Source organism: Citrobacter sp. TBCS-14 (genome assembly GCF_005280805.1).
Lineage (GTDB): Bacteria > Pseudomonadota > Gammaproteobacteria > Enterobacterales > Enterobacteriaceae > Citrobacter > Citrobacter gillenii.
Genome location: NZ_SZWM01000164.1, coordinates 879,996 through 905,169, shown reverse-complemented (window position 1 = coordinate 905,169; position 25,174 = coordinate 879,996). Strand labels below are relative to the sequence as shown.

Annotated in this window: 16 protein-coding genes; 5 read left to right on the top strand and 11 right to left on the bottom strand. The window is 54.5% G+C overall.

Features of this window, described 5'->3' with window-relative positions:
* Positions 1-232 precede the first annotated feature (232 nt).
* Complete coding sequence (locus tag FDX22_RS08000) at positions 233-1,891, top strand: ATP-dependent endonuclease (protein ID WP_096756559.1); 1,659 nt, start codon at positions 233-235, stop codon at positions 1,889-1,891.
* Here the strand turns inward: FDX22_RS08000 and FDX22_RS07995 are convergent.
* Positions 1,888-2,835, bottom strand: coding sequence for a VirK/YbjX family protein (locus tag FDX22_RS07995; protein WP_146716998.1), 948 nt, complete (start codon positions 2,833-2,835; stop codon positions 1,888-1,890). The genes FDX22_RS08000 and FDX22_RS07995 overlap by 4 nt on opposite strands.
* A 169-nt stretch (positions 2,836-3,004) precedes the next feature.
* On the opposite strand from FDX22_RS07995, the gene macA reads away from it, so the two are divergent.
* Both macA and macB read left to right on the top strand, forming a co-directional pair.
* Positions 3,005-4,120: a macrolide transporter subunit MacA gene (macA, locus tag FDX22_RS07990; protein WP_115258079.1), complete on the top strand. Its 1,116-nt coding sequence runs from the start codon at positions 3,005-3,007 to the stop codon at positions 4,118-4,120.
* Positions 4,117-6,063 carry a macrolide ABC transporter ATP-binding protein/permease MacB gene (macB, locus tag FDX22_RS07985; protein WP_117343262.1) on the top strand — a complete coding sequence of 649 codons (1,947 nt, stop codon included), beginning with the start codon at positions 4,117-4,119 and terminating at the stop codon, positions 6,061-6,063. The genes macA and macB overlap by 4 nt, the downstream gene beginning before the upstream one ends.
* Positions 6,064-6,147: 84 nt before the next feature.
* Here macB and cspD read toward each other — a convergent pair whose 3' ends face one another.
* On the bottom strand, positions 6,148-6,372 hold the full coding sequence (cspD, locus tag FDX22_RS07980) for a cold shock-like protein CspD (RefSeq protein ID WP_096756563.1): 225 nt from the start codon (positions 6,370-6,372) through the stop codon (positions 6,148-6,150).
* A gap of 322 nt (positions 6,373-6,694) precedes the next feature.
* On the opposite strand from cspD, the gene clpS reads away from it, so the two are divergent.
* Together clpS and clpA are read left to right on the top strand one after the other, a co-directional pair.
* Positions 6,695-7,015 (top strand): ATP-dependent Clp protease adapter ClpS, encoded by a 321-nt coding sequence (clpS, locus tag FDX22_RS07975; protein ID WP_003036810.1) that lies wholly within the window; start codon positions 6,695-6,697, stop codon positions 7,013-7,015.
* A 29-nt stretch (positions 7,016-7,044) separates the two neighbouring features.
* Positions 7,045-9,321, top strand: a complete 2,277-nt coding sequence (gene clpA, locus FDX22_RS07970) for an ATP-dependent Clp protease ATP-binding subunit ClpA (protein ID WP_096756564.1) — start codon at positions 7,045-7,047, stop codon at positions 9,319-9,321.
* Between the two features lie 246 nt (positions 9,322-9,567).
* Here clpA and yegQ read toward each other — a convergent pair whose 3' ends face one another.
* From yegQ to FDX22_RS07925, 9 genes are all read right to left on the bottom strand, one after another.
* Entirely contained in the window at positions 9,568-10,929 is a 1,362-nt protein-coding gene (yegQ, locus tag FDX22_RS07965) for a tRNA 5-hydroxyuridine modification protein YegQ (RefSeq protein WP_115258081.1), read from the bottom strand.
* Positions 10,930-11,049: 120 nt separating this feature from the next.
* Complete coding sequence (locus tag FDX22_RS07960) at positions 11,050-11,763, bottom strand: tetratricopeptide repeat protein (protein WP_186805284.1); 714 nt, start codon at positions 11,761-11,763, stop codon at positions 11,050-11,052.
* The gene (locus tag FDX22_RS07955) at positions 11,763-13,871 is read right to left on the bottom strand and encodes a DUF4034 domain-containing protein (RefSeq protein WP_146716996.1); all 2,109 of its coding nucleotides are present in this window, start codon (positions 13,869-13,871) and stop codon (positions 11,763-11,765) included. Before FDX22_RS07955 ends, FDX22_RS07960 begins: the two co-directional genes overlap by 1 nt.
* Positions 13,872-13,950: 79 nt before the next feature.
* Positions 13,951-14,673, bottom strand: a complete 723-nt coding sequence (gene baeR, locus FDX22_RS07950) for a two-component system response regulator BaeR (RefSeq protein WP_115258084.1) — start codon at positions 14,671-14,673, stop codon at positions 13,951-13,953.
* Positions 14,670-16,073 carry a two-component system sensor histidine kinase BaeS gene (gene baeS, locus FDX22_RS07945; RefSeq protein ID WP_096756568.1) on the bottom strand — a complete coding sequence of 468 codons (1,404 nt, stop codon included), beginning with the start codon at positions 16,071-16,073 and terminating at the stop codon, positions 14,670-14,672. The genes baeR and baeS overlap by 4 nt, the downstream gene beginning before the upstream one ends.
* Positions 16,073-17,485, bottom strand: coding sequence for an MFS transporter (locus FDX22_RS07940; protein WP_137399511.1), 1,413 nt, complete (start codon positions 17,483-17,485; stop codon positions 16,073-16,075). Before FDX22_RS07940 ends, baeS begins: the two co-directional genes overlap by 1 nt.
* Positions 17,482-20,562: a multidrug efflux RND transporter permease subunit MdtC gene (gene mdtC / locus FDX22_RS07935; protein ID WP_117343265.1), complete on the bottom strand. Its 3,081-nt coding sequence runs from the start codon at positions 20,560-20,562 to the stop codon at positions 17,482-17,484. Before mdtC ends, FDX22_RS07940 begins: the two co-directional genes overlap by 4 nt.
* A complete protein-coding gene (locus tag FDX22_RS07930) occupies positions 20,563-23,685 on the bottom strand; it encodes an MdtB/MuxB family multidrug efflux RND transporter permease subunit (protein WP_137362238.1) in 3,123 nt (1,040 codons plus the stop codon). It lies immediately after the preceding gene.
* The gene (locus FDX22_RS07925) at positions 23,685-24,932 is read right to left on the bottom strand and encodes an MdtA/MuxA family multidrug efflux RND transporter periplasmic adaptor subunit (RefSeq protein ID WP_146716995.1); all 1,248 of its coding nucleotides are present in this window, start codon (positions 24,930-24,932) and stop codon (positions 23,685-23,687) included. The genes FDX22_RS07930 and FDX22_RS07925 overlap by 1 nt, the downstream gene beginning before the upstream one ends.
* Positions 24,933-25,174 lie beyond the last annotated feature (242 nt).

The window sequence follows — 25,174 nt, the reverse complement described above, 5'->3', positions numbered from 1 at the left end:
AGGCAATATGATGTGAATCCTTTTTGGTGTTGAGGTGAATACAGCATAGTTCAATTAGCGAAAAGCAAATGGTTGTCTGCTGTAATAATATCTGGCGTGAATTTAAAGAAGAATATTCTTATTTTTTTTATTGTTCTGATTTCTGTCTGTGAGATCTCAGGTGTTCTGCACGCCAGCTTGACGCTATACTCCTGATAACTTGAAGGAAAAAGTTAGCATTTCCGGAGGCTATATGATTCTCGAACGCGTTGAGATTGTTGGGTTTCGTGGTATTAATCGGCTGTCGTTGATGCTGGAGCAGAACAACGTGCTGATTGGGGAGAACGCGTGGGGTAAGTCCAGCCTGCTGGATGCGTTGACCTTGCTGCTGTCACCGGAATCGGACTTGTATCATTTTGACCGTGAAGACTTCTGGTTTCCGCCGGGCGATATCCAGGGCCGGGAACATCATCTACATATTATTCTTACTTTTCGTGAATCGCAGCCGGGGCGTCATCGGGTGCGCCGCTATCGTCCGCTGGAAGCCTGCTGGTCTCCCTGTCACGATGACTATCACCGTATTTTCTATCGTCTGGAGGGCGAGTGTGCGGATGACGGTAGCGTCCTGACGCTGCGCAGTTTCCTTGATGGCGAAGGGCGTCCGCTCGCGCTCGACAATATTAACGACCTGGCTTGCCACCTCGTGCGTCTGATGCCGGTGTTGCGACTGCGCGATGCGCGCTTTATGCGGCGTATCCGCAACGGCACGGTGCCGAATATTGCGGAAGTCGAAGTGACCGCCCGCCAGCTGGATTTCCTGGCGCGTGAACTGGCAACCCGGCCACAAAATCTGACGGACGGCCAGATCCGCCAGGGGCTGTCGGCGATGGTACAACTGCTGGAACACTACTTTTCTGAACAAGGTGCGGGCCAGTCTCGCTATCGTCTGATGCGTCGGCGTTCCAATAATGAGCAGCGTAGCTGGCGCTATCTGGATATTATCAACCGGATGATTGATAAGCCTGGCGGACGTACGCATCGCGTGATCCTGCTGGGGCTGTTTTCAACGTTGCTCCAGGCCAAAGGTACGCTCAGGCTGGACAAAGACGCCCGTCCTTTGCTGTTGGTCGAAGATCCGGAAACGCGTTTGCACCCCATCATGTTGTCAGTGGCCTGGCAGTTGCTGAATCTGTTACCTCTGCAGCGTGTGGCGACTACCAACTCCGGTGAATTGCTGTCGCTTACCCCCGTTGAACATGTGGTGCGCCTGGTGCGTGAATCTTCCCGTGTCGCCGCCTGGCGTTTGGGACCAGGCGGTCTGAGCGCGGAAGACGGGCGGCGGATTGCCTTTCATATTCGCTTTAATCGCGCATCGTCATTATTTGCCCGCTGCTGGCTGCTGGTGGAAGGCGAAACGGAAACCTGGGTGATCAACGAACTGGCTCGTCAGTGCGGTCATCACTTTGATGCCGAAGGGATTAAAGTGATTGAATTTGCCCAGTCCGGGCTTAAGCCGCTGGTGAAATTTGCCCGGCGGATGGGAATAGAGTGGCACGTGTTGGTTGATGGCGATGAAGCCGGGAAAAAATATGCCGCCACCGTACGCAGTCTGTTGAGTAACGACCGTGAAGAAGAACGCGATCACCTGACAATGCTGCCCGCGCTGGATATGGAGCACTTTATGTATCGCCAGGGCTTCTCAGATGTCTTTCACCGGGTGGCACAAATCCCGGAGAATGTGCCGATGAATATGCGTAAAATTATCTCCAAGGCGATTCATCGTTCGTCAAAACCGGATCTGGCGATTGAAGTGGCGATGGAAGCAGGGCGGCGCGGTGTTGATGCCGTTCCCACCCTGCTGCGAAAAATGTTTTCGCGCGTGCTGTGGCTGGCACGCGGACGTGCTGATTAGTGGCGGAACATCAGCGACAGCTGTTCGTGGATAGAGTCCAGTAATTGATAGCGGCGGCGATATTCAGCCCGCTTCTTACTGGCAATCTCCGCCTCGCTTTTTCGTGCCAGCGTGCGTGGAATATGGTAATACCCGCGGCTGTCGCATTCACCGCCAACCGACGCCCAAAACGCATTATAGTCGGAGAGAATAACCTTATTTTTATCATGGTAACGTGGGCTGCGAAAGATATGCTGTTCATTGCTGACAGCCATCACGTTTTCTATATTCAACCGTTCGGCTAAACGACAAATCGCTTCCATTACAATCCGTTTTGGGAAAATTCCGTGACAGGACTTCGTTGCTTTTTGTGTTGTCTCGTGAGGCAATTGTGAATTGCCCTGCATGCCACCAATAAAAAGCGTACTTTTTCCGTGATATTCGCAGAACGTAAAGGTTATTTTAGTCAGAACATCTCCAGCGCCATTTTGTACCAGAATGGTACTTTCTCCCTCTTTGTCCAGTACCGGGAACATCATCATGGTGACGGTAAATATTTCGTCGTCTTTGCCTTTAATTTGTGCCAGTTGTAAGCCGCTATTACTTAACAATGCTTTAAATTCAGCAGGTAAAAATGTCTGGCGGATAACATGATAGTGAAAACGCACGGCATCTAAGCGCATTTTACGATCGAAGTTAGCGGCAAGGTAAGGGCGATGCAAACGAACTGGGATTCGGGGCTGGCGGGTGAGCAGGCTATCAAGATCCGGCCACTGAGCCAGTTCAGTCATCCATTCTCGGGTGAGGTGGGGTATTAGTAAAGAACGCCAGATAAACTTACGGCGAAAACTCCGTTTATCCCAGCATTGCCCGGGACGTAATTGACCACGGCTTAGGCTGTAAAAAAGGTTAAAGCTGGTGACAGGATTGCTGGAATGAAAAGTGCTTTCAGTTAGCTGACTCATAATATAAATCCGATGGAAGCCTGAGACGTATTTGTAGTAATTTCAGCACAGCGGATCTTAACCATTCATCAATAACTCTGTTATTCTTGGCGCTTTTCAACGGTTATTTATTTATCGTTGACGTTTAACACTCCACTCTGGTGGACGTTTTGGGGGAATTGGGACATTTATGAAGCTCAAGGGAAAAATCAAAAAACGCTATTTTATCTTCGCCGTCATCATTATTGTGGCGGTAATTGCACTTTGGCGAACGCTTAATGCGCCATTGCCGCAATATCAAACATTAATTGTGCGACCCGGCGATCTTCAGCAAAGTGTATTGGCAACCGGGAAGCTGGATGCGCTGCGTAAAGTTGACGTCGGGGCGCAGGTGAGCGGGCAGTTAAAAACGCTGTCCGTGGCGATTGGCGATAAAGTTAAAAAAGATCAGCTGCTTGGAGTCATTGATCCTGAGCAGGCGCAAAACCAGATCAAAGAAGTCGAAGCTACGCTGATGGAATTACGCGCCCAACGTATGCAGGCCGAGGCCGAGTGGAAACTGGCGCGGGTGACGCTTTCTCGCCAGCAACAGCTTGCGAAAACGCAGGCGGTTTCGCAGCAGGATCTCGATACAGCAGCCACGCAGATGGCGGTCAAACAGGCGCAAATTGGCACCATTGATGCACAAATTAAGCGTAATCAGGCTTCTCTTGATACGGCAAAAACGAACCTCGACTACACCCGTATTGTGGCGCCAATGGCTGGCGAAGTGACGCAAATTACCACCCTGCAGGGGCAAACCGTGATCGCCGCCCAGCAGGCACCTAACATTCTTACGCTGGCTGACATGAGCACCATGCTGGTTAAAGCCCAGGTTTCCGAGGCAGATGTCATTCACCTGCATCCGGGGCAAAAAGCCTGGTTTACCGTGCTGGGCGATCCGCAGACGCGCTACGAAGGTACGCTCAAAGATGTGCTTCCGACGCCTGAGAAAGTGAACGATGCGATTTTCTACTATGCTCGCTTCGAAGTACCCAACCCGAAAGGGATCCTGCGCCTGGATATGACCGCGCAGGTACATATCCAACTGACGGACGTCAAAAACGTCCTGACCATCCCGCTTGCGGCGCTGGGCGAGCCTGTTGGCGACAACCGCTATAACGTCAGGCTGCTGCGCAACGGCGAAACCCGCGAGCGCGAAGTTTCTATCGGTGCCCGTAACGATACCGATGTGGAAATCGTTAAAGGGCTGGAAGAGGGTGATGAAGTTATCATCAGCGAGGCGAAACCCGGAGCGGCACAATGACGGCGTTGCTTGAGCTGAGCCATATCCGCCGCAGCTACCCGTCAGGCGAAGGGCAGGTAGAGGTGCTAAAGGACGTCTCTTTGAGCATCCAGGCGGGTGAAATGGTGGCGATTGTCGGGGCGTCGGGTTCGGGGAAATCGACGCTGATGAATATCCTCGGCTGTCTGGATAAGCCTTCCAGCGGCACGTATCGGGTTGCGGGGCGTGACGTCTCCACGCTCGATAGTGATGCGTTAGCGCAACTGCGGCGCGAGCATTTCGGTTTTATTTTTCAGCGCTATCATTTGCTCTCGCATTTAACGGCGGCGCAAAACGTGGAGGTGCCAGCGGTCTATGCCGGAACCGAACGCAAGCAGCGTCTGGCGCGGGCACACGCGTTACTGCAGCGCCTGGGGTTGGGCGATCGTGTGGATTATCAACCTTCCCAGCTTTCCGGTGGCCAGCAGCAGCGCGTCAGTATTGCGCGTGCGCTGATGAACGGCGGACAGGTCATTCTCGCAGACGAACCTACCGGTGCGCTGGACAGCCATTCCGGCGAAGAGGTGATGGCCATTCTGCATCAGCTGCGCGATCGCGGGCATACGGTGATTATTGTCACCCACGACCCGCAGGTTGCGGCGCAGGCTGAACGGGTGATTGAAATTCGTGACGGTGAAATTGTGCGCAATCCACCGTCGCACAAAACAGCCAGCGGACACGGCATAACCGAACCTACGGTAACGACGGCATCCGGCTGGAGTCAGTTTGTCAGTGGTTTTCGCGAGGCGCTGACCATGGCCTGGCTGGCCATGGCTGCCAACAAGATGCGTACGTTGCTCACTATGCTGGGCATCATTATTGGTATCGCGTCGGTCGTGTCGATTGTGGTGGTCGGCGATGCAGCAAAACAGCTGGTACTGGCCGATATTCGCGCTATCGGCACAAATACTATTGATATCTATCCCGGCAAAGATTTTGGTGACGATGACCCGCAATATCAGCAAGCGCTGAAGTATGACGATCTGACGGCGATTCAGAAGCAACCGTGGGTCAGTTCCGTGACGCCTGCCGTGTCGAAGAACCTACGGCTGCGTTATGGCAACATCGACGTGGCAGCCAGCGCTAATGGTGTGAGCGGCGATTACTTCAATGTCTATGGTATGACGTTCAGCGAGGGAAACACCTTTAACACCGAGCAGTTAAATGGTCGGGCGCAGGTGGTGGTGCTGGACAGTAACACCCGACGTCAGTTGTTCCCGAATAAAGCGAAGGTGGTGGGTGAGGTCGTGCTGGTCGGCAATATGCCGGCCACCGTGATTGGTGTGGCGGAAGAGAAGCAGTCGATGTTTGGCAGCAGCAAAATTCTGCGGGTCTGGCTGCCTTACAGCACCATGTCCGGGCGCATTATGGGGCAATCGTGGCTGAACTCTATTACCGTTCGCGTGAAGGAAGGTTTTGACAGCACTCAGGCGGAGCAACAGCTTACCCGACTGCTGTCGTTGCGGCATGGTAAAAAAGATTTCTTCACCTGGAATATGGATGGCGTTCTGAAAACCGCTGAAAAAACCACGCGCACCTTACAGCTGTTCCTGACGCTGGTGGCGGTCATTTCGCTGGTGGTGGGCGGGATCGGTGTGATGAATATTATGCTGGTTTCCGTCACCGAACGAACGCGTGAGATTGGCATTCGTATGGCGGTTGGCGCGCGCGCCAGTGATGTACTGCAGCAGTTTTTGATTGAAGCGGTGCTGGTGTGTCTCGTTGGTGGGGCGCTCGGTATCAGTTTATCGATGCTGATTGCTTTCACGCTACAGCTTTTCCTGCCCGGTTGGGAAATCGGATTCTCACCTTTCGCCCTGTTGACGGCTTTCCTGTGTTCAACGGCGACCGGGATTTTGTTCGGCTGGCTCCCGGCGCGCAACGCGGCAAGGCTGGACCCGGTGGATGCCCTGGCGCGGGAATAACGTGTTGTATTGAAAAAGAAATAAAAATGCCAGCTCTGGGGGCTGGCATTTTGTCTGCAGGATGTACACAATGAGACAGAAGAGCTATGCGACAGCTTCTGCTTCAAGTACGGGCACAATAAGACTGGCGTGATTGCCTTTTGGACCCTGGTGGACATCAAACTGGACAGATTGTCCGGCTTTTAGCGTTCTGTAACCATCCATCTGAATGGTGGAGTAATGAGCGAAGATATCTTCGCCGCCGCCTTCAGGGCAGATGAAACCGAACCCTTTGGCATTGTTGAACCACTTAACAGTACCCGTTTCCATACTTCGACATCCTTCGTAAATCTTATATAAGTAAGATGGAATGAACCGGTGGCGGAGTGGGGGCTGTTCAAAACCTCGCCAACTCTCGAGACTACAATTTAGAGAAATCAGGCGGGGCGTCAAGCGCCAGACGGGCGGAATCGGGTAAAAATGCATCAAAATTTGAAGCAGTTAACGCTATTGTCGGATATGTGACAGATGTCGCGGATGACACTGATAGATGATAGTTATCTAATAATTGAGGTAGATTGATTGTGCGCATAGGCTCTTGTCAGCGGCAAGTTATTCTGCCGGTAACCGTAACTGAAGATGACGACTGACAATGGGTAAGACGAACGACTGGCTGGATTTCGATCTGCTGGCGGAAGATAAATTGCGCGACGCGCTAAAACCGCCATCTATGTATAAAGTGATATTAGTCAATGATGATTACACTCCGATGGAGTTTGTTATTGACGTGTTACAAAAATTCTTTTCTTATGATGTAGAACGTGCAACGCAACTGATGCTTGCTGTTCACTATCAAGGTAAGGCTATTTGCGGCGTATTTACCGCCGAAGTGGCTGAGACCAAAGTGGCGATGGTGAACAAATATGCGAGGGAGAACGAGCATCCGTTGCTATGTACGCTGGAAAAAGCCTGAATCAGGCATAAACATTGGGGGAGGTGCCTATGCTCAATCAAGAACTGGAACTCAGTTTAAACATGGCTTTCGCCAGAGCGCGCGAGCACCGACATGAGTTTATGACCGTCGAGCACTTGTTACTGGCGTTGCTCAGTAACCCATCGGCCCGCGAAGCGCTGGAAGCGTGTTCTGTGGACCTGGTGGCGCTCCGTCAGGAACTCGAAGCCTTCATTGAACAAACCACTCCCGTATTGCCTGAGAGCGAAGAAGAGCGCGACACGCAGCCGACGTTGAGTTTTCAGCGTGTGCTGCAACGCGCGGTCTTCCATGTTCAGTCCTCGGGGCGTAATGAAGTGACGGGCGCCAATGTACTGGTTGCCATCTTCAGCGAGCAGGAATCCCAGGCGGCCTATCTGCTGCGCAAGCATGAAGTTAGCCGACTGGACGTGGTGAATTTTATTTCTCATGGCACGCGCAAAGACGAACCGAGTCAGTCTGCTGACTCCGGTAATCAGCCAAATAACGAAGAGCAAGCTGGCGGGGAGGATCGTATGGAGAACTTCACCACTAACCTTAACCAGCTCGCTCGCGTGGGTGGGATTGACCCGCTCATTGGCCGCGAAAAAGAGCTGGAGCGGGCTATTCAGGTACTGTGCCGTCGTCGTAAAAACAACCCGCTGCTGGTCGGTGAGTCTGGCGTCGGTAAAACCGCGATTGCCGAAGGTCTGGCCTGGCGTATTGTCCAGGGCGATGTGCCGGAAGTGATGGCCGACTGCACGCTTTACTCTCTGGATATTGGTTCGCTGCTGGCGGGCACCAAATACCGCGGGGATTTCGAAAAACGCTTTAAAGCGCTGCTGAAACAGCTGGAACAGGATACCAACAGCATTCTGTTTATCGATGAGATCCACACCATTATCGGTGCGGGTGCGGCATCGGGCGGCCAGGTGGATGCGGCAAACCTGATCAAACCGCTGCTCTCAAGCGGTAAGATCCGCGTGATTGGCTCAACCACTTACCAGGAGTTCAGTAACATTTTCGAGAAAGACCGTGCGTTAGCGCGTCGCTTCCAGAAAATTGATATTACGGAACCGTCGGTGGAAGAGACCGTGCAGATCATCAACGGGCTGAAACCGAAATACGAAGCGCACCATGACGTTCGCTACACCGCCAAAGCGGTACGTGCGGCGGTGGAACTGGCGGTGAAATACATCAACGATCGTCACCTGCCGGATAAAGCGATTGACGTGATCGATGAAGCGGGCGCGCGTGCGCGTCTGATGCCGATCAGTAAGCGTAAGAAAACCGTCAACGTGGCGGATATCGAGTCCGTGGTAGCCCGCATAGCGCGGATCCCGGAGAAGAGCGTGTCGCAAAGCGATCGCGATACGCTGAAGAATCTGGGTAACCGTCTGAAAATGCTGGTATTCGGACAGGATAAAGCCATTGAGGCGCTGACCGAAGCCATCAAGATGAGCCGTGCTGGCCTGGGCCACGAGCACAAACCTGTGGGATCGTTCCTGTTTGCCGGTCCGACTGGTGTCGGGAAAACCGAAGTGACGGTGCAGTTGTCCAAAGCGCTGGGCATTGAACTGCTGCGTTTTGATATGTCTGAGTATATGGAACGCCACACCGTCAGCCGTCTGATTGGTGCGCCTCCGGGATATGTCGGCTATGACCAGGGTGGTTTGCTGACCGATGCGGTCATTAAGCATCCGCACGCGGTGCTGCTGCTGGATGAAATTGAGAAAGCGCACCCGGATGTCTTCAACCTGCTGCTGCAGGTGATGGACAACGGTACGCTGACCGACAATAACGGGCGCAAAGCGGATTTCCGCAACGTGGTGCTGGTGATGACCACCAACGCCGGGGTGCGTGAAACCGAACGTAAATCGATTGGCCTTATTCATCAGGACAACAGCACTGATGCGATGGGGGAAATCAAAAAAGTATTTACGCCGGAGTTCCGTAACCGTCTCGACAACATTATCTGGTTCGATCACCTCTCTACCGAGGTAATCCATCAGGTGGTCGATAAATTTATTGTTGAGCTTCAGGTGCAGCTGGATCAGAAAGGCGTCTCTCTGGAAGTGAGTCAGGAAGCGCGTGACTGGCTGGCAGAGAAAGGCTATGACCGTGCAATGGGCGCACGTCCGATGACGCGTGTAGTCCAGGATAACCTGAAGAAACCACTGGCCAACGAACTGTTGTTCGGTTCGCTTGTCGATGGCGGTCAGGTGACCGTAGCGCTGGATAAAGAGAAAAATGAGCTGACCTATGGCTTCCAGAGTGCACAAAAGCACAAGCCAGAAGCCGCACATTAATCTTCTATCGCATCACAGACCGGGCGTAATGCCCGGTTTTTTTTCGCCTGGTTTTCGGAAAGGTAGATTACAGGCAAAAAATAAGCCTGCGTAAGGGAGATTACGCAGGCTAAGGAGGTGGTTCCTGGTACAGCTAGCATTTATGGGTTATGTTTTTCAGCGAAACGGATAATACCCTTATTGAACGAAACGGTATGTGATCGATTTCTAAGAATCTTCCGAACGCTGAAAAATAACCGTAACTAACTACTTATCATGCGGGTTGCGCGTGGACTCACCGGCAAAATTACGCATTAACAATGCATAATTCAGATCGATATCTTCCGGGACCGGCATCCAGACGGTGTAACCGTCGCCCGGCGCCACAGGCATCGCTTCGCCTTTGGCATTTTCCATCTGCTCGAGCGTGAAATTGACGTTGCCCTGCGGGGTCATCAGCTCCAGGCTATCGCCGACGGTGAATTTATTTTTCACGATAACCGCAGCCAGTTCGCCTTTACGCTCACCGGTGAATTCACCGACAAACTGCTGGCGTTCGGAAACGGAGAAACCATATTCGTAGTTCTGATAGTCGTCATGCGTATGGCGACGCAGGAAACCTTCGGTATAACCGCGATGCGCGAGGCCTTCCAGCGTTTCCAGCAGCTGCGGATCGAACGGTTTACCGGCGGCGGCATCGTCAATTGCTTTACGATACACCTGCGCGGTACGTGCGCAGTAGTAATAAGACTTGGTGCGACCTTCGATTTTCAGCGAGTGCACACCCATTTGGGTCAGGCGCTCAACGTGGGCAATGGCGCGTAAATCTTTGGAGTTCATGATGTAGGTGCCGTGTTCGTCTTCGAACGCGGTCATGTACTCGCCCGGACGCTGGGCTTCTTCGAGCATAAACACTTTGTCCGTTGGCGCGCCAATACCCAGCGTCGGCTCAACGTTTTGTACCGGGATAGGCTCGTACTTGTGCACGATGTTACCCACCACATCTTCTTTGCCTTCCTGCACGTTGTATTCCCAGCGACAGGCATTGGTGCAGGTTCCCTGGTTTGGGTCACGCTTGTTGATGTAACCGGAGAGCAGGCAGCGGCCGGAGTAGGCCATGCACAGTGCGCCGTGAACGAAGATTTCAAGCTCCATATCCGGCACCTGGGTGCGGATCTCTTCGATTTCTTCCAGCGACAGTTCGCGGGACAGGATCACGCGGGTCAGCCCCATCTGTTTCCAGAATTTTACCGTCGCCCAGTTTACGGCGTTCGCCTGTACTGACAGGTGAATATCCATGTCCGGGAAGTTTTCACGCACCAACATAATCAGACCTGGATCGGACATGATTAATGCATCCGGCCCCATTTCCACCACCGGCTTCAGGTCACGAATGAAGGTTTTCAACTTGGCGTTGTGTGGCGCAATGTTGACCACTACATAGAATTTTTTACCCAGTTCATGGGCTTCATTGATGCCGAGCTGTAAGTTTTCGTGGTTGAATTCGTTGTTGCGTACGCGCAGGGAGTAACGTGGTTGGCCCGCGTAGACGGCATCTGCGCCATAGGCAAAAGCGTAACGCATGTTCTTCAGCGTTCCCGCCGGGGAAAGGAGTTCCGGTTTAAACATAATTTTCTCGTTCTGATGACAGGTCAGACTCGCCTCACTCGGTGAGGCGGTTAGGGGAGTGCCCCCATATTAAGGGCGGGCATTGTAGCGCTGCGCGAGGAGACAGTAAACCTTGCGGGTTCAATCAACCCGCAGATAGTGCCCGTCGGCGCGCACGTACATACCGAAGCCGCAGTTTTGCGGATCGTCGGTACTGGCGTCGATGCCTTCAGGTGTGACCGTCAGCGAGATATCGCAGTGGATGTAGTCACTCTCTCTGAGTGCAATCACGCCTTTACTGTTTTTCAGCGTGACCAGTTCTGAGAATTCGCCGATGTTTGGTCCGTAATAGAGGGCCATCATGCCGAAATAATACCCTTGGAAATCAACCTGAAAGTCTGGTTTTTTCTCTGTAGGTTTAACAATCAGCGTTTCCCAGGTTGCCAGACCGGCGTAGTTCCAGTATTCCCCGGCAGGGGAGTCGCTTTTCGGCAATGCGGCTAACTTTTCTTTGATAAGCCCCAGATTGTAGATTGATTTGGCATCGTTGGGATTAATGGTCAGCCAGGCTTGCGCTTTGCGCCATTCACCCTGACGCATCCAGGTTAGCGCCACGTTGTTATAGGCTGTCGCCACGGTTTTATCATCAAGCCGACAACCTTCGCTCCAGGTCACCTGTTTTTCAAAGGCTTCACGCGCTTTGGCATAGTTCCTGGCTTTATAGAACTGCTCACCCTGGCTGGCGTAGGTAGGGACTTTCGCGCAGTCGGCTTGCAACTGCTGCTCGGTGATTTCTGCTCTGGCAGGCGTGCAAAGCAGCAACAGAGGGCAGAAGGAGAGTAATATTAAGCGCATTATCTGTTCCATATATCTTTATTCGGCAGTTCTGAATCAGCAATTTTCGAGGTATGCCAGGCAAAGCGACAGCGTTTCGCGAGGGTATCGAAATGTAGCGGAGATAATTCAGTAAATAACGCGTGATCCGGGAAAAGCGTAATAAAGAAATAGGCCCAGCGCGCACTGGCTTTCATGTTGAACAGTTTCTTGTCGTGTTTATTACCATACAGCCACGACAGCGTCACCATGGCTTCCGCCGTACCGTTGTAGCCTTCTTCCTCCAGGATGTTCAGATAGGAATGCGCCAGGGTAAAATCATTTACCTCGCGAAGTTTCAGCAGGAAGACGCTCCAGGCTTGTTTCGAACCGAACCGATCGGCCTGATGTAAATTATCAAGCAGGTTTTTTTCGTAAACGGAACGCATGCCGGCATGGGTTTCTTGCCGGGCTAAACGTTCGTAGCAATCGGCGATTTTGCTGTGAATATCCTGCAGGTCATGTTGATACGCGTGGTATCCGGCGTTAACGACCAGTCGATAGGGGGTCTTCTCTTGCAGCGCGACCTGTTGGTGCAAAATCTCCGCTGCACGCTGAAAATAATTTAGCGCGGTAACGGGATCATAAGGAAGCAGGCTATTGTTGTCTGGGTTATTGTATTCGAGGGCCTGCAAGTAGTAGGCGCAGGGCAGGTTTCTCTGAGCACCCAGCTCTGCCAGTAAGGCAAAATGCTGCGGGAGATCGAGCCAGTCAATATCTTTGATGGCTGACTGCCAGTTATTGTTATATTCCAGTGCAGCTACGCTATCGAGTACGGCAATACCCTGTGCTTCATCTTTTTCAAACCCGAATAATCCCGCGTACTGGAAATAGCCGCTGTAGATTCTGGCGGCGTAAAACTCGGTTTGCCTGGCGTTCTGGTGCAAGAAATTATAAATCCACCAGGTGTCCGGGAAGTCGCGTAGCGCAAATTTTAGCGCGTACACGGTGTAGTAATGACTCAGCTTGAGGTTTTCCGCGACCGCACGTTGAATGGTATACCACAGGGCGTCGAGATCGCTCAGATCGTTATAGCAGGTTAACAGCCACTCCAGCGCATGATGACGAGAACTTTGGCTATGCGCCCGCTGGGCAATATCTTCGGCTTTGGCGATAAACGTTTCCCGTTCCGGTGGGTACTCGAGTTCCTTAATACGCAAATCGCGACAGGTGTCCCACCAGATTAATAATTCCAGATGCTCGCGCTCGGCGGCACAAAGATGGCCGCAGGTTGGTGAGGCCAGAAATTCACGAATGCCCTCGTGTGAACCACCCCAGCGTGGCATCTGAAATGGAATGTATTCATCCAGCGCGTAAAATGCGCGCGGAAAAATAGCCAGACACACAGAGAGCCAGTATTCAGCCTCGGCATCGCCCTTGCAATCCGGCAGTACCGCTGGACGCGGTAGATTTGGGCTCGCTGCATCTTCCAGAGAAAGCCCGGAAAAGGCCATCAGCGTTTCCATTTCCTGCGGCGAATCCTGATGATATTTGGCTAACACCTGCATCAGCGGTTGCCCGGTGAAATCGGTACCCTCAAGAAATTCAATTAACCAGTCGGGTTGACCGAAGACTTTTGTGTTGGTGCTGGTTAATAAGGCAACCATCCACTGGCGTGGCTCGCAATCGATAGCATTCAATGCGGCAATGACCATTCGCTCGTTGCAGGCCCCGGCGCAAACCCACATTGCGGCAGACGTCTCCTCTGCCCAACCATAGCTACGGTAAAGCCACGCGCGGTGGTTCCAGTACTGGGCTTCGGCAAGCCAGGCGTGAGTCGAGCGCGGGCGGGCGTGCTGCCAGGCTTTGATGAGAGCTAATCCTTGCGGACCTGCATCGACGAGAGCATCCATATCATAAAAACGGTTGCACATTTGGGTCCAGGCGAGGAAGTAACGCTTTTCAGCTTCACGGCTGGTGAAGCTGTCCGTCAGCGCCTGGTTGAAGCGGGCGTCTAGCTCATCGTAGCGCGCTTCGCGCAGCAGTACGGGAATATTGGCGATATGCCAGACACGTTGCTCGTCAGTATGCGGCAGTTTGGTATTGCACATCTCACGCATTGCGTTGAGTATGCGTTCATCCTGAACCATGGACAGTCCTTTTGGCTACGATGTAGGTGTAAATTCCCTACACTGTAGCCTATAACTGCGAAGCGTGAGATTTTTTTAATTACGCTATCCGACAGGCATCCGCTTCCCAACGATACCCGACGCCGTACACTGCACGGATAAACGACTGTTCGGCGTCCAGCGACTCCAGCTTGCGCCGCAGGTTCTTGATATGGCTGTCGATGGTGCGATCGGTCACGACCCGGTAGTCATCATAGAGATGGTTAAGCAACTGCTCGCGGGAGAAGACTTTTCCCGGCTCATGCGACAACGTTTTCAGTAGGCGGAACTCCGCCGGGGTTAAGTCGAGCATCTTCCCGCGCCATGACGCCTGAAAACGGCCTTCATCAACGATCAGCGGGCTGGCAGCATCCAGTTGCTGCAGTTCGCGCTGGGGTTTACAGCGGCGCAGTATTGTCTTCACGCGGGCGACAACTTCGCGCGGGCTGTAGGGCTTACAGATGTAGTCATCGGCACCGATCTCCAGTCCCAACAGACGGTCAATTTCTTCGATTTTGGCGGTGACCATCATGATCGGCACTTCAGAGAAACGTCGAATTTCCCGGCATAGGGTCAAGCCGTCAGTGCCTGGCAGCATCAGATCCAGCAAAATCAGATCGGGTGGTGTCTGGCGCACGTACGGTAAAACCTGGTCACCGTGGTTGATGAGCGTCGGGGCATAGCTCGCGGCACGCAGGTAGTCGATAAGCAATTGTCCCAGCTTGGGTTCATCTTCCACGATCAGAATACGCGGCGTGTTTTCATCAATGGGTAACTCTGTCATACATCTCTCTGTAAATCGCGTTCCAGCGGTAACTCTACTGTAATGCTTACCCCGCCAAAAGGCGAATGGGCGGCGCGGATATGCCCATTGTGCGCCTCAACAATATTGACGCAAATCGCCAGACCCAGACCGGAGCCTCCGCTGGCGCGGTTACGCGAACCTTCGGTGCGATAAAATCGCTCAAACAGTTTTTGCAGCTGTGCATCGTTTACGCCCGGGGCTGAATCGGCGAAGGTCAGTAAGACCTGGCGCTCGCGCTGTTCGGCGGAAATACGCAGCCCGCCGCCGCTGTCGGTATAACGTAGGCTGTTTTCCAGCAGGTTATTGAACAGTTGCATCAGACGATCCCGGTCGCCAAACACCGTCATGCTGTCCGGCAGCGAGAGTTGTATTGTCAGTCCGCGGCTGGCAAAACGCTCGCGAAACGCGCCGCTTGCGACTTCCAGTAACGGGATCAGATCCAGGGAGGTTTTTTGGTAGGCCAGGGCGCCTTCATCTGACATTGAGAGCTGATGGAGATCGTCCACCAGTTTGGTCAGCGTGCCCACTTCGGCCTGTAAAGAGGCCACCGAATCTGGAGTGAACTGGCGAACACCATCCTGAATCGCTTCCAGCTCGCCGCGCAACACCGCCAGCGGCGTGCGCAGTTCGTGAGAAATATCGGCCATAAAATCACGGCGCATCTGCTGGTTCTTTTCCAGCGTACTGGCCAACTGGTTGAAATCCTGCGCCAGTTTGCCCAGTTCATCGGTGCTGGTGGGGGCAACGCGGGTGGTGAAATCCCCCGCGGCCAGCTTGTGCGTGCCGTCCACCAGACGCTTGACGGGGGCCAGCAGACTACGCGCCAGTGTAAACGTAGCCAGCGCCGCCAGGATAGTGGAGAGCGCGACGATCAGCCAACTGGTACGGCGCTGCTGTTTATCGAAATTAATATCTGTATTACGCGTTAAGCGTTCTACGGGCGACGCGATGACGGCACCCACTTCGATCCCGTTAACTGTGATTGGGCGGCGCGTGCCGTCGCCGGGAACCGGACCACGTGGGCCGACCAGCACGCGGGCGTTTTGGTCGATGACCCAAAACTGGGTACGCCAGCCGTGCGGCGGCATACCGGGGCCTGGCTTGTCATCGTTGTTGTCGTGTTCAAAAGAACGCAGGATCTGAAAAACAAAACGATCGTTATTGCGCAGAAACCGCCAGTTGCCATGTTGCTGATATTGTTCGCCCAGCGCGTCGCTCAGCATTTGTAGCCGCTGTTCATTGCCGTGTTTGATGTAGTCAATAAATCCGCGTTCGAAGCTTACCCGTACGGCCCAGTGCATGCTAATGAGTAGCACAATGCAGGTGGCAAAAATCGCCAGAAACAGTTTGCCGGTTATTCCGGGTCGCCATAACTTCATCAGTTGCTCCTTTTACGCCGTGAAATCACCGCGTTGGTTTGCGTATCGTTTGGCACGCGGGCAAAAATCATCGCTGGCAGCGCGATAATCAGGGCAATGCACAGCCAGGTATACATAAAGACGGTATGGGTGCTGCCGCTGTCGAGAGCGATATGCTGTTGACCAAACATGCCCAACAGCAGGCCAGCGATGGTTACCCCGATACTCATCGACAGCTGCATGATCATCGACAGCAGGCTGTTACCGCTGCTGGCGAGATCGTCAGGTAAGTCTTTTAAGGTCAGGGTGTTCATCGATGAAAAACGGGTGGAGTTGACCATGCCTTGTAAAAACAGCACGAAGGGCAGCACGTAATACCAGCCGAGCAGGGCGGTCGTCATCAGCAACAGGCAGACCAGCGACAGGCCCAGCGTGGTGGCAACCAGCACCCGACGATAACCAAACCGGTTGACGACCTGAACCACAATACGCTTCATGCCCATGCTGCCCAGTACCATCGGGATCATCATCAGCCCGGCATGAAACGGCGAAAAGCCCAGCCCAATCTGCAAAAACACCGGCGTCATAAACGGTAACATTCCGCTACCAATGCGCCCGGCAAAACTGCCAAGCAGGCCTAATGAGAAGGTGGGGGTGCGAAACAGATGCAGACTGAACAGTGCACGCGGGTTGTTGCTGGCGTGTCTGATATACAGAAGGATTGCCAGCACGCCGCAGATAACCAGCGCCGCCAGCGTAATGTCTGAGATCCCGCTGCCTTTGCTGCCATCCAGCGCCAGTGTCAGTGCCGCCATGCCAACGGCCAGCAGCATAAATCCCGAAAGATCGAAGCGCCGGGTTTGCAACGTGTAGTTAGGCATCAGCATTAAGGTGGCTATTGCCCCAATAATGCCGACGGGAATGTTAATCAGGAAAATCCAGTGCCAGGACGCATACTCCACCAGAATGCCGCCTAATGCCGGGCCGAGTAACGGGCCAATTTGCCCCGGTAAGGTGACGAAGGTCATTGCCGCCATATACTGTGTGCGCGGGACAATCTTCATCACCGTCAGCCTGCCGACCGGCACCATCATCGCACCGCCGACGCCTTGTAACACGCGGGCCATTACCAGCTCATTGAGCGTGCTGGACCCGGCGCAAAACAGCGATCCCAGCGTGAACAGGATGATGGCGGTGAAGAAAATATTACGTACGCCGATCTTGTCTGCCAGCCAGCCGCTGGCGGGCAGCATCACCGCGACGGTTAAGACATACGACACAATGACCATATGCATATGCAACGGGCTTTCGCCGAGGCTTTTGGCCATTGCAGGCAGCGCGGTATTGACGATGGTGGTATCCAGCGATTGCATAAAAAAGCCGAACGCCACAATCCAAAGCTGCCAGCGGGTGCTGTCGGGAAGTTCTGTCATAAGTCTGCTACCGGGTTGCTGTTTTTACGCGAAAAACGCATCCGCAGACGGTCGAAAAAGAGATACACCACCGGGGTGGTGTACAGCGTCAGCAGTTGGCTCACTACCAGCCCGCCGACGATAGTTATCCCCAACGGCTGGCGCAGTTCCGAACCGTCACCAGCCGATAGCACCAGCGGCAGCGCGCCAAAGAGAGCAGCCAGCGTGGTCATCATGATGGGACGAAAACGCAGCAGGCAGGCCTGGAAAATGGCTTCTTCCGGCGTCAGTTTGCCGTTTCTCTGCGCCTCAAGCGCAAAGTCGACCATCATGATGGCGTTTTTCTTCACAATGCCAATTAATAGCATGATCCCTATCAGGGCGATTAGGCTGAACGGGGCATTGAACAGTTCCAGTGCCAGTAGCGCACCCACCCCGGCAGAAGGCAGCGTTGAGAGGATAGTTAGCGGATGAACGTAGCTTTCATACAGCATACCCAGCACGATGTAGACCGTGGCGATGGCGGCGATAATCAGGATCACCTGCGAGTTCATCGTATCCTGAAAAACCTGCGCCGTACCGGCAAAACTGCCGCGCACCGTTGACGGGACGCCAAGCTGGGTCATGGTCCGGTTAATGGCTTCTGTGGCCTCAGAAAGTGATGCGCCGGTCGGCAGGTTAAACGACACGGTTGAGGCGGCAGACAGCCCCTGATGGTTCACCGACAGCGGGGCGTTCGCCGGTTGCCATTTAGCAAAGTACGACAACGGGATGGCTTTGCCATCGCTATTAATGACAAACATTTTATCCAGCGCGCTGATGTCCTGGGTGTAGCGCGGGTCGACCTCCATCACCACTTTGTACTGGTTCATCGGCTGGTAGATGGTCGATATTTGCCGCTGACCAAAGGCGTTATTCAGCAGGCTGTTGGCGGCTTCGACGTCGATCCCCAGACGTGACATGGTGTCACGATCGTAGGTCAGACTCATCTCTGCACCGTTGTCCTGCTGATCGGAGTTGACGTCAGCCAGTTGGGGCAGGGTGGCTAACGCTTTACGGATTTTCGGTTCCCATTCCCGTAATGCGGCAAGATCGTCCGACAGCAGCGTGTACTGGTAGCTGGCGTTGGCTTGCCGTCCCCCGACGCGAATATCCTGTACCGCCATCAGAAACAGGTTCGCCCCCGGCTCTTTGGCCAACTTCACGCGCAGCCTGTCAATCACCTGCTGAGCGGTTTGCTGGCGCTCTGCGCGCGGCTTCAGGGTAATAAACATCATGCCGCTGTTAACACGGGAGCCGCCGGTAAAACCGGTGACGTTGTCTACCGCCGGATCGTCACGGATGATCTTCATAAAATCCTGCAACTTTCCGCGCATGGCCTGAAAAGAAATGCTTTGGTCGGCCTGGATCCCCCCCATCAGTACGCCGGTGTCCTGCTCCGGGAAAAAGGTTTTGGGGATGGAAATATACAGCCAGACGTTGAGCGCAATGGTTGCCAGTAATACCACGCCCACCATTCGGGTATGGCGTAACACCCACTGCAGCGAGGTGGCGTAACTTTGTTGCAAGGCAACCAGCACCCGGCCAAATCCTCGCTTACGAGACTGTTCTCGTGGGGCGCTGGATTTGAGCATCCATCCGCACATCATTGGCGTAAGCGTCAGCGAGACCAGCAGTGAAATCCCGATGGCAACCGACAGGGTCACGGCAAATTCCCGCAGTAATCGTCCCGGCAGACCGCCCATTAACAGCAGCGGCAGGAACACCGCCACCAGCGACAGGCTCATGGAAAGCACCGTAAATCCGACTTCGCGCGTGCCTTGTAATGCCGCCTGGAGCGGCTTCATTCCCGCTTCCAGGTGCCGGGATATATTTTCCAGCACCACGATGGCGTCATCGACCACAAACCCGGTGGCAATGGTCAGCGCCATTAGCGACAGGTTGTTCAGACTGAATCCACACAGATACATGGCGGCAAACGTGCCAATCAGCGAGACGGGCACTGCTACGGCGGGGATCAGCGTCGCGCGCCCGGAGCGCAGGAAAACAAACACCACCAGGATAACCAGCGCCACGGAGATAATCAGCGTCTGTTCCACTTCTTCCAGCGACGCACGAATGGTCGGCGAACGATCCTGGGCAATTTGCAAATCAATGGCGGCCGGGATCAGCGTTTGTAACTCTGGTAATTTGGCCCGGATGCTGTCCACCGTCTGGATGATGTTGGCTTCCGGGAGTTTGCGGATCATCAACAGAATGGCCGGTTTGGCATTGGTCATCCCGGCGTTACGCACGTCCTGCACCGAGTCAGTGATAGAGGCGACGTCACCCAGGCGTACGGCCGCACCGTTGTTGTAGTGAATAATCAACGGTTGATACTCAGCCGCGGTTTTGAGCTCGTCGTTGGTTTGCACCTGCCAGCGGCGGGTTTCATCTTCCAGCGCGCCCTGTGGTTGACGCACGTTGGCGCTATTGATCGCGCTACGCACGTCATCCAAAGAGACACCCTGGTTAAACAGCGCCTGTGGGTTCAGGCCAACGCGCACGGCGGGCAGGGAGCTGCCGCCGACGTCGACGTCGCCAACGCCGTCAATTTGCGCGATGGTTTGCGCCAGTTGTGTCGAGGCGAAATCATACAATTCGCCCTGAGAATAAGTATCCGAGGTTAGCGTCAGGATCATGACAGGCGCATCGGATGGATTGGCCTTTCGGTACGTTGGCCGACTGGGCATTCCGCTGGGCAGCAGGCTTTGGGCGGCGTTAATGGCCGCCTGAACGTCCCGCGCTGCGCCGTTGATGTCGCGATCAAACGTAAACTCAAGAATAATGCGCGTGCTGCCAAGCGAACTGCTTGACGTCATTTCATTCACACCTGCGATACGCCCAAGCGAGCGTTCCAGCGGCGTTGCGACGGACGACGCCATGGTTTCGGGTGATGCTCCCGGCAGCGAGGCGCTGACCATGATCACCGGGAAATCTACCTGCGGCAGCGGCGCGACCGGTAACAGGCGAAAACCCAGAATGCCGCACAGGGTAATGGCGACGGAAAGGAGAATGGTCGCTACCGGACGATGGATGAAGAGAGCAAAAAATTTCATTTACGCGTCCTCTTCCTGACGCGGGAAGCGGTTTTTCACGTACAGCGACAGTCGGTCAAACAGCAGGTAAATCACCGGGGTGGTAAACAGGGTTAATACCTGACTGACCAGCAGTCCACCGACCATACCAATACCTAATGGGCGGCGTAACTCAGCGCCCACGCCGGTACTTAACATCAGCGGCAATGCTCCCAGCAGAGCCGCCAGCGTGGTCATCAGGATCGGGCGAAAACGCAGCAGGCACGCCTGGAATATGGCGTCGCGCGGAGCCATCCCCTGTTCGCGTTCAGCGGCAAGGGCAAAGTCGATCATCATGATGGCGTTTTTCTTGACGATACCGATCAGCAAAATAATACCGATGATCGCAATAACGTCCAGTTCACTACCGGCAATCATCAGCGCCAGCAGTGCCCCGACGCCCGCCGTCGGCAGCGTGGAGAGAATGGTGATTGGGTGAATAAAGCTCTCATACAGCACGCCGAGCACGATATACATCGCGACGACCGCCGCTACAATCAGCCAGATTGTGTTGCCGAGCGCGGCCTGGAAGGCCAGCGTACTGCCCTGGAACTGGGTGGTAATACTTGACGGCAGGTCCAGCGTTTTTTCCGCCTGCAGTATTGCCTCTACCGCATCGCCCAGCGAGTGGTCATCTGGCACGTTGAACGAGATGGTGGTGACCGGGAACTGATCGAGATGGTTTATCGACAGCGGGGCAAAACGCTGCTCAATGCTGGCGATGGTGCTAAGCGGGACGATCCCACCGTCGCTGCTGGTCAGGCGAAGGGAGTCCAACGCGGAAAGCCCCGGCGTACTGGCGGTATCATGTTCCAACACCACCCGATATTGGTTTGCCTGGGTGTAGATGGTTGAAATCAGCCGCTGTCCGAAAGCGTTATACAGCGCGTTATCGACATCTGCCATGCTGATGCCTAAACGGCTGGCGCTGTCGCGATTAACATTTACATACGCCACCAGTCCCTGGTCCTGCCAGTCACTGCTGACGTCAGACAGCTGCGGCAACTGCTGCAGTTTTTCCAGTAGCTGCGGCACCCAGGTGCTGAGAGCGTCCAGCGAGGTGGCCTGCAGCGTAAACTGATACTGGGTGCGGCTCACCTGCGTATCAATGGTCAGATCCTGGGTAGGCTGGAGATAGAGGTCGACGCCGGGCACGTTATCCACTGCATCCTGCAGGCGAGCGATGACCTTTTGCACGCGGTCATCGCGTTCATTCAGCGGCTTAAGGTTAATTTGCAGGCGCGCGCTGTTCAGCGCCGGGTTGGTGCCATCAACGCCGACGAACGCGGTCAGGCTTTCTACTGCCGGGTCTTTAAGGATCACATCAGAGACCTGACGCTGGCGTTGAGCCATGCTGGCAAATGAGCTGGACTGCGGTGCCTGCAATGTGCCCTGAATAATGCCGTTATCCTGGATCGGGAAGAAGCCCTTCGGGATAAAGATCCACAGCATCACGCTTAATGCCAGCGTGCCGAGCGCGACGCCAAGCGTCAGCCATGGGTGGTTAAGCACTTTTGCCAGCCAGTGACCGTACCCGGCAATGACGCGCTCGAACATTCTTTCCGAGGCACGGGAGAAGCGGTTTTGCTTGCGCAATGACGCCTGGCTGAGCATGCGGGCGCACATCATTGGCGTGAGCGTCAGTGACACGACGGCGGAAATCAAAATCGCCACCGCCAGCGTGACGGCGAACTCGCGGAATAATCGCCCGACGATATCGCCCATAAACAGTAGTGGGATCAGCACCGCGATCAGGGAAAACGTCAATGAGATGATAGTAAAACCAATCTCGCCTGCGCCTTTCAGCGCGGCGGTCAGCGGTTTTTCCCCTTTTTCGATATAGCGCGAAATATTCTCGATAACCACAATCGCGTCATCGACCACAAAACCCGTGGCGATGGTCAGCGCCATCAGCGTCAGGTTATTGATCGAGAAATCGAGGAATACCATTACCGCAAAGGTACCTATCAGCGATAGCGGTACGGCGACCGCGGGAATAATCGTGGCCGGTATATTGCGCAGGAACAGGTAAATGATCATCACCACCAGCGCAATCGCCAGCATCAGTTCAAACTGGGTGTCGGAAACGGAAGCGCGAATGTTGGTTGTACGATCCGAAAGCACCGTGACATTGACCGATTTTGGCAGGCTTTCTGTTAGCGCAGGCAGCATCTGGCGAATGCTGTCCGCGGTGGAGATAATGTTCGCACCAGGCTGGCGCTGAACGTTCATCACGATAGCTTGTTGCTTATTGGCCCACGCGCCCAGCCAGCTGTTTTCCGCCCCTTGCTCGACGGTTGCGACATCGCCGAGGCGCACTGGCGCACCGTTTTTATAGGCAATGATTAACTGACGATACTCATCGGCAGACTGCATCTGGTCGTTTGCTGACAGGGTGACGGCGCGCGTCGGGCCATCCAGGCTACCTTTGGCTGAATTGACGTTGGCGCCGGTGATGGCGGTGCGGACGGTTTCGCTGGTCAGCCCTAACGCGGCAATGGCCTGTGCGTTAAGTTTTACGCGCACGGCGGGACGTTGTCCGCCAGACAGTGTAACCAGGCCCACGCCGGAGACTTGAGAGATTTTCTGCGCCACGCGGGTTTCGACCATATCTTCCACCTGCGTCATGGGCATGGCGGTAGAGGTCACCGCCAGCGTCATGATCGGCGGATCCGCCGGGTTCACTTTACTGTACACTGGTGGATTAGGCAGATCGCTCGGTAATAAATTGGTGGCGGCGTTAATCGCGGCCTGGACTTCCTGTTCGGCGACGTCCAGCGGTAACGTGAGCTGAAACTGCAATGTCACCACGGATGCACCGCCGGAGCTTTGTGAGGACATCTGTTTTAGACCCGACATCTGCCCAAACTGGCGCTCAAGCGGAGCCGTCACGGCGGAGGTCATCACATCCGGGCTGGCGCCAGGGTAGAGTGTCACCACCTGAATGGTCGGGTAATCCACTTCCGGCAACGCCGCGATGGGCAGGAAGCGATAGCCTATAATCCCGGCGAGTAAAATCGCCACCATCAGCAGCGTGGTGGCAACAGGGCGCAGAATAAACAGGCGGGATGGGCCGCCGGTGTTGTCCGGAGGTAACGCCTGCATCAGGAGCGTGCTCCTTTTTTGCCGTACTCGCGTGCGGTGGCTTTATTGTTTGTGGCTGTGGCGCTATGCGCCTCTACAACGTCAACTTTTGCCCCTTCCGTCAGGCGGTCAATACCGTCGGTGACGACGCGATCGCCCGCCGACAGCCCGGCGGTAATCACCACTTTTTGACTGTCCTGAATGCCCGGTTTGACCAGATGTTTACTGACTTTATTCTCTGTATTCAGCACCCAGACAAAGTGACCTTCATTGCCCATTTGTAAGGCGGCAGTGGGGATCACGATGGCGTTTTGCTCGGTGGCGACCAGCATGCGGGCGTTAACGAACTGGTTCGGAAACAGCGTGTCATCCTGATTGTTGAAGCGAGCCTTCGCTTTGATGGTGCCGGTGGTGGCATCAATCTGGTTGTCGAGGCTCAGCAGTACGCCTTCACTGAGTTTCTGCGAATTGGTACGATCCCAGGCTTCGACCTTCAGCGGGTTGCCTGTTTTTTGCGCCCGTAGCACGGTCGCAATATCGTTTTCTGGCAAGGTGAAGATCAGGTCGATGGGATGGGTTTGCGTAATGACGACAATCCCGGTGGTATCACCGCTGGAGATTTGGTTACCCACGTCGACCAGTTTCAGGCCGACACGGCCATCGACAGGGGCGGTGATGCGACTCCAGTCGAGCTGCAACTGGGCGCTGGCGACGCTGGCTTCATCGGCTTTGATCGTCCCTTGCGTTTCGTTCACCAATGCCTGTTGAGCATCCAGTTCCTGACGGGAGACCAGATTGGTTTTCACCAGTTGCTGATAGCGGGCCAGGTCGCGACGGGCATTTGCCAGCGTCGCGGTATCTTTGGCTAACTGTCCCTGCGCCTGGGCAAGGGCGACTTTGAACTGGCTGGGGTCTATTTCAGCCAGCAGGTCGCCGGCTTTGACCTGCTGTCCTTCCTGAAAGTGTAACGCGATGAGCTGACCGTCTACCCGACTGCGAACCGTTGCGGTATTCGCGGCCGTCACGGTGCCCAGTCCCGTCAGGTAACGTGGAACGGCTTGTTCAGTGGCGGTGGCAACCTGCACGGGGGCTAGCGGACCAGAACGCATTCCGCGACGCCCTGAGCCTGCGGCGTGCTGTGCTTGCCCGGTTGCACCGGGGGCATTCCCCTGAGATTCACTGCGACTGTGCCAGAACCAAAATGCGGCGATGGCCGCCACGACGGTCACGATTGCTATCACCCAGCGGGATTTGTTACTGCCTTTCATTGTTATAAGTTTCTCATCCTGAAACGTTTCGCGTAATGATACTAGTTTAGCCAGCGATCAAGGGCGAAAGATGGAGGAATTATGAAACACTGTCGGGATTCGTCTGAATGGCGGTGCGGCTTTGCGAGGCGTTACGCAACAATGGGCGGTGAAAATCGCCAATGCGGAAGAGTGCGCTAGAGTGCGGATAAGGCAAAAGGAGGAAAGCCAGAGATTTCAGCCGGACGCTGGAACGGGAAAGC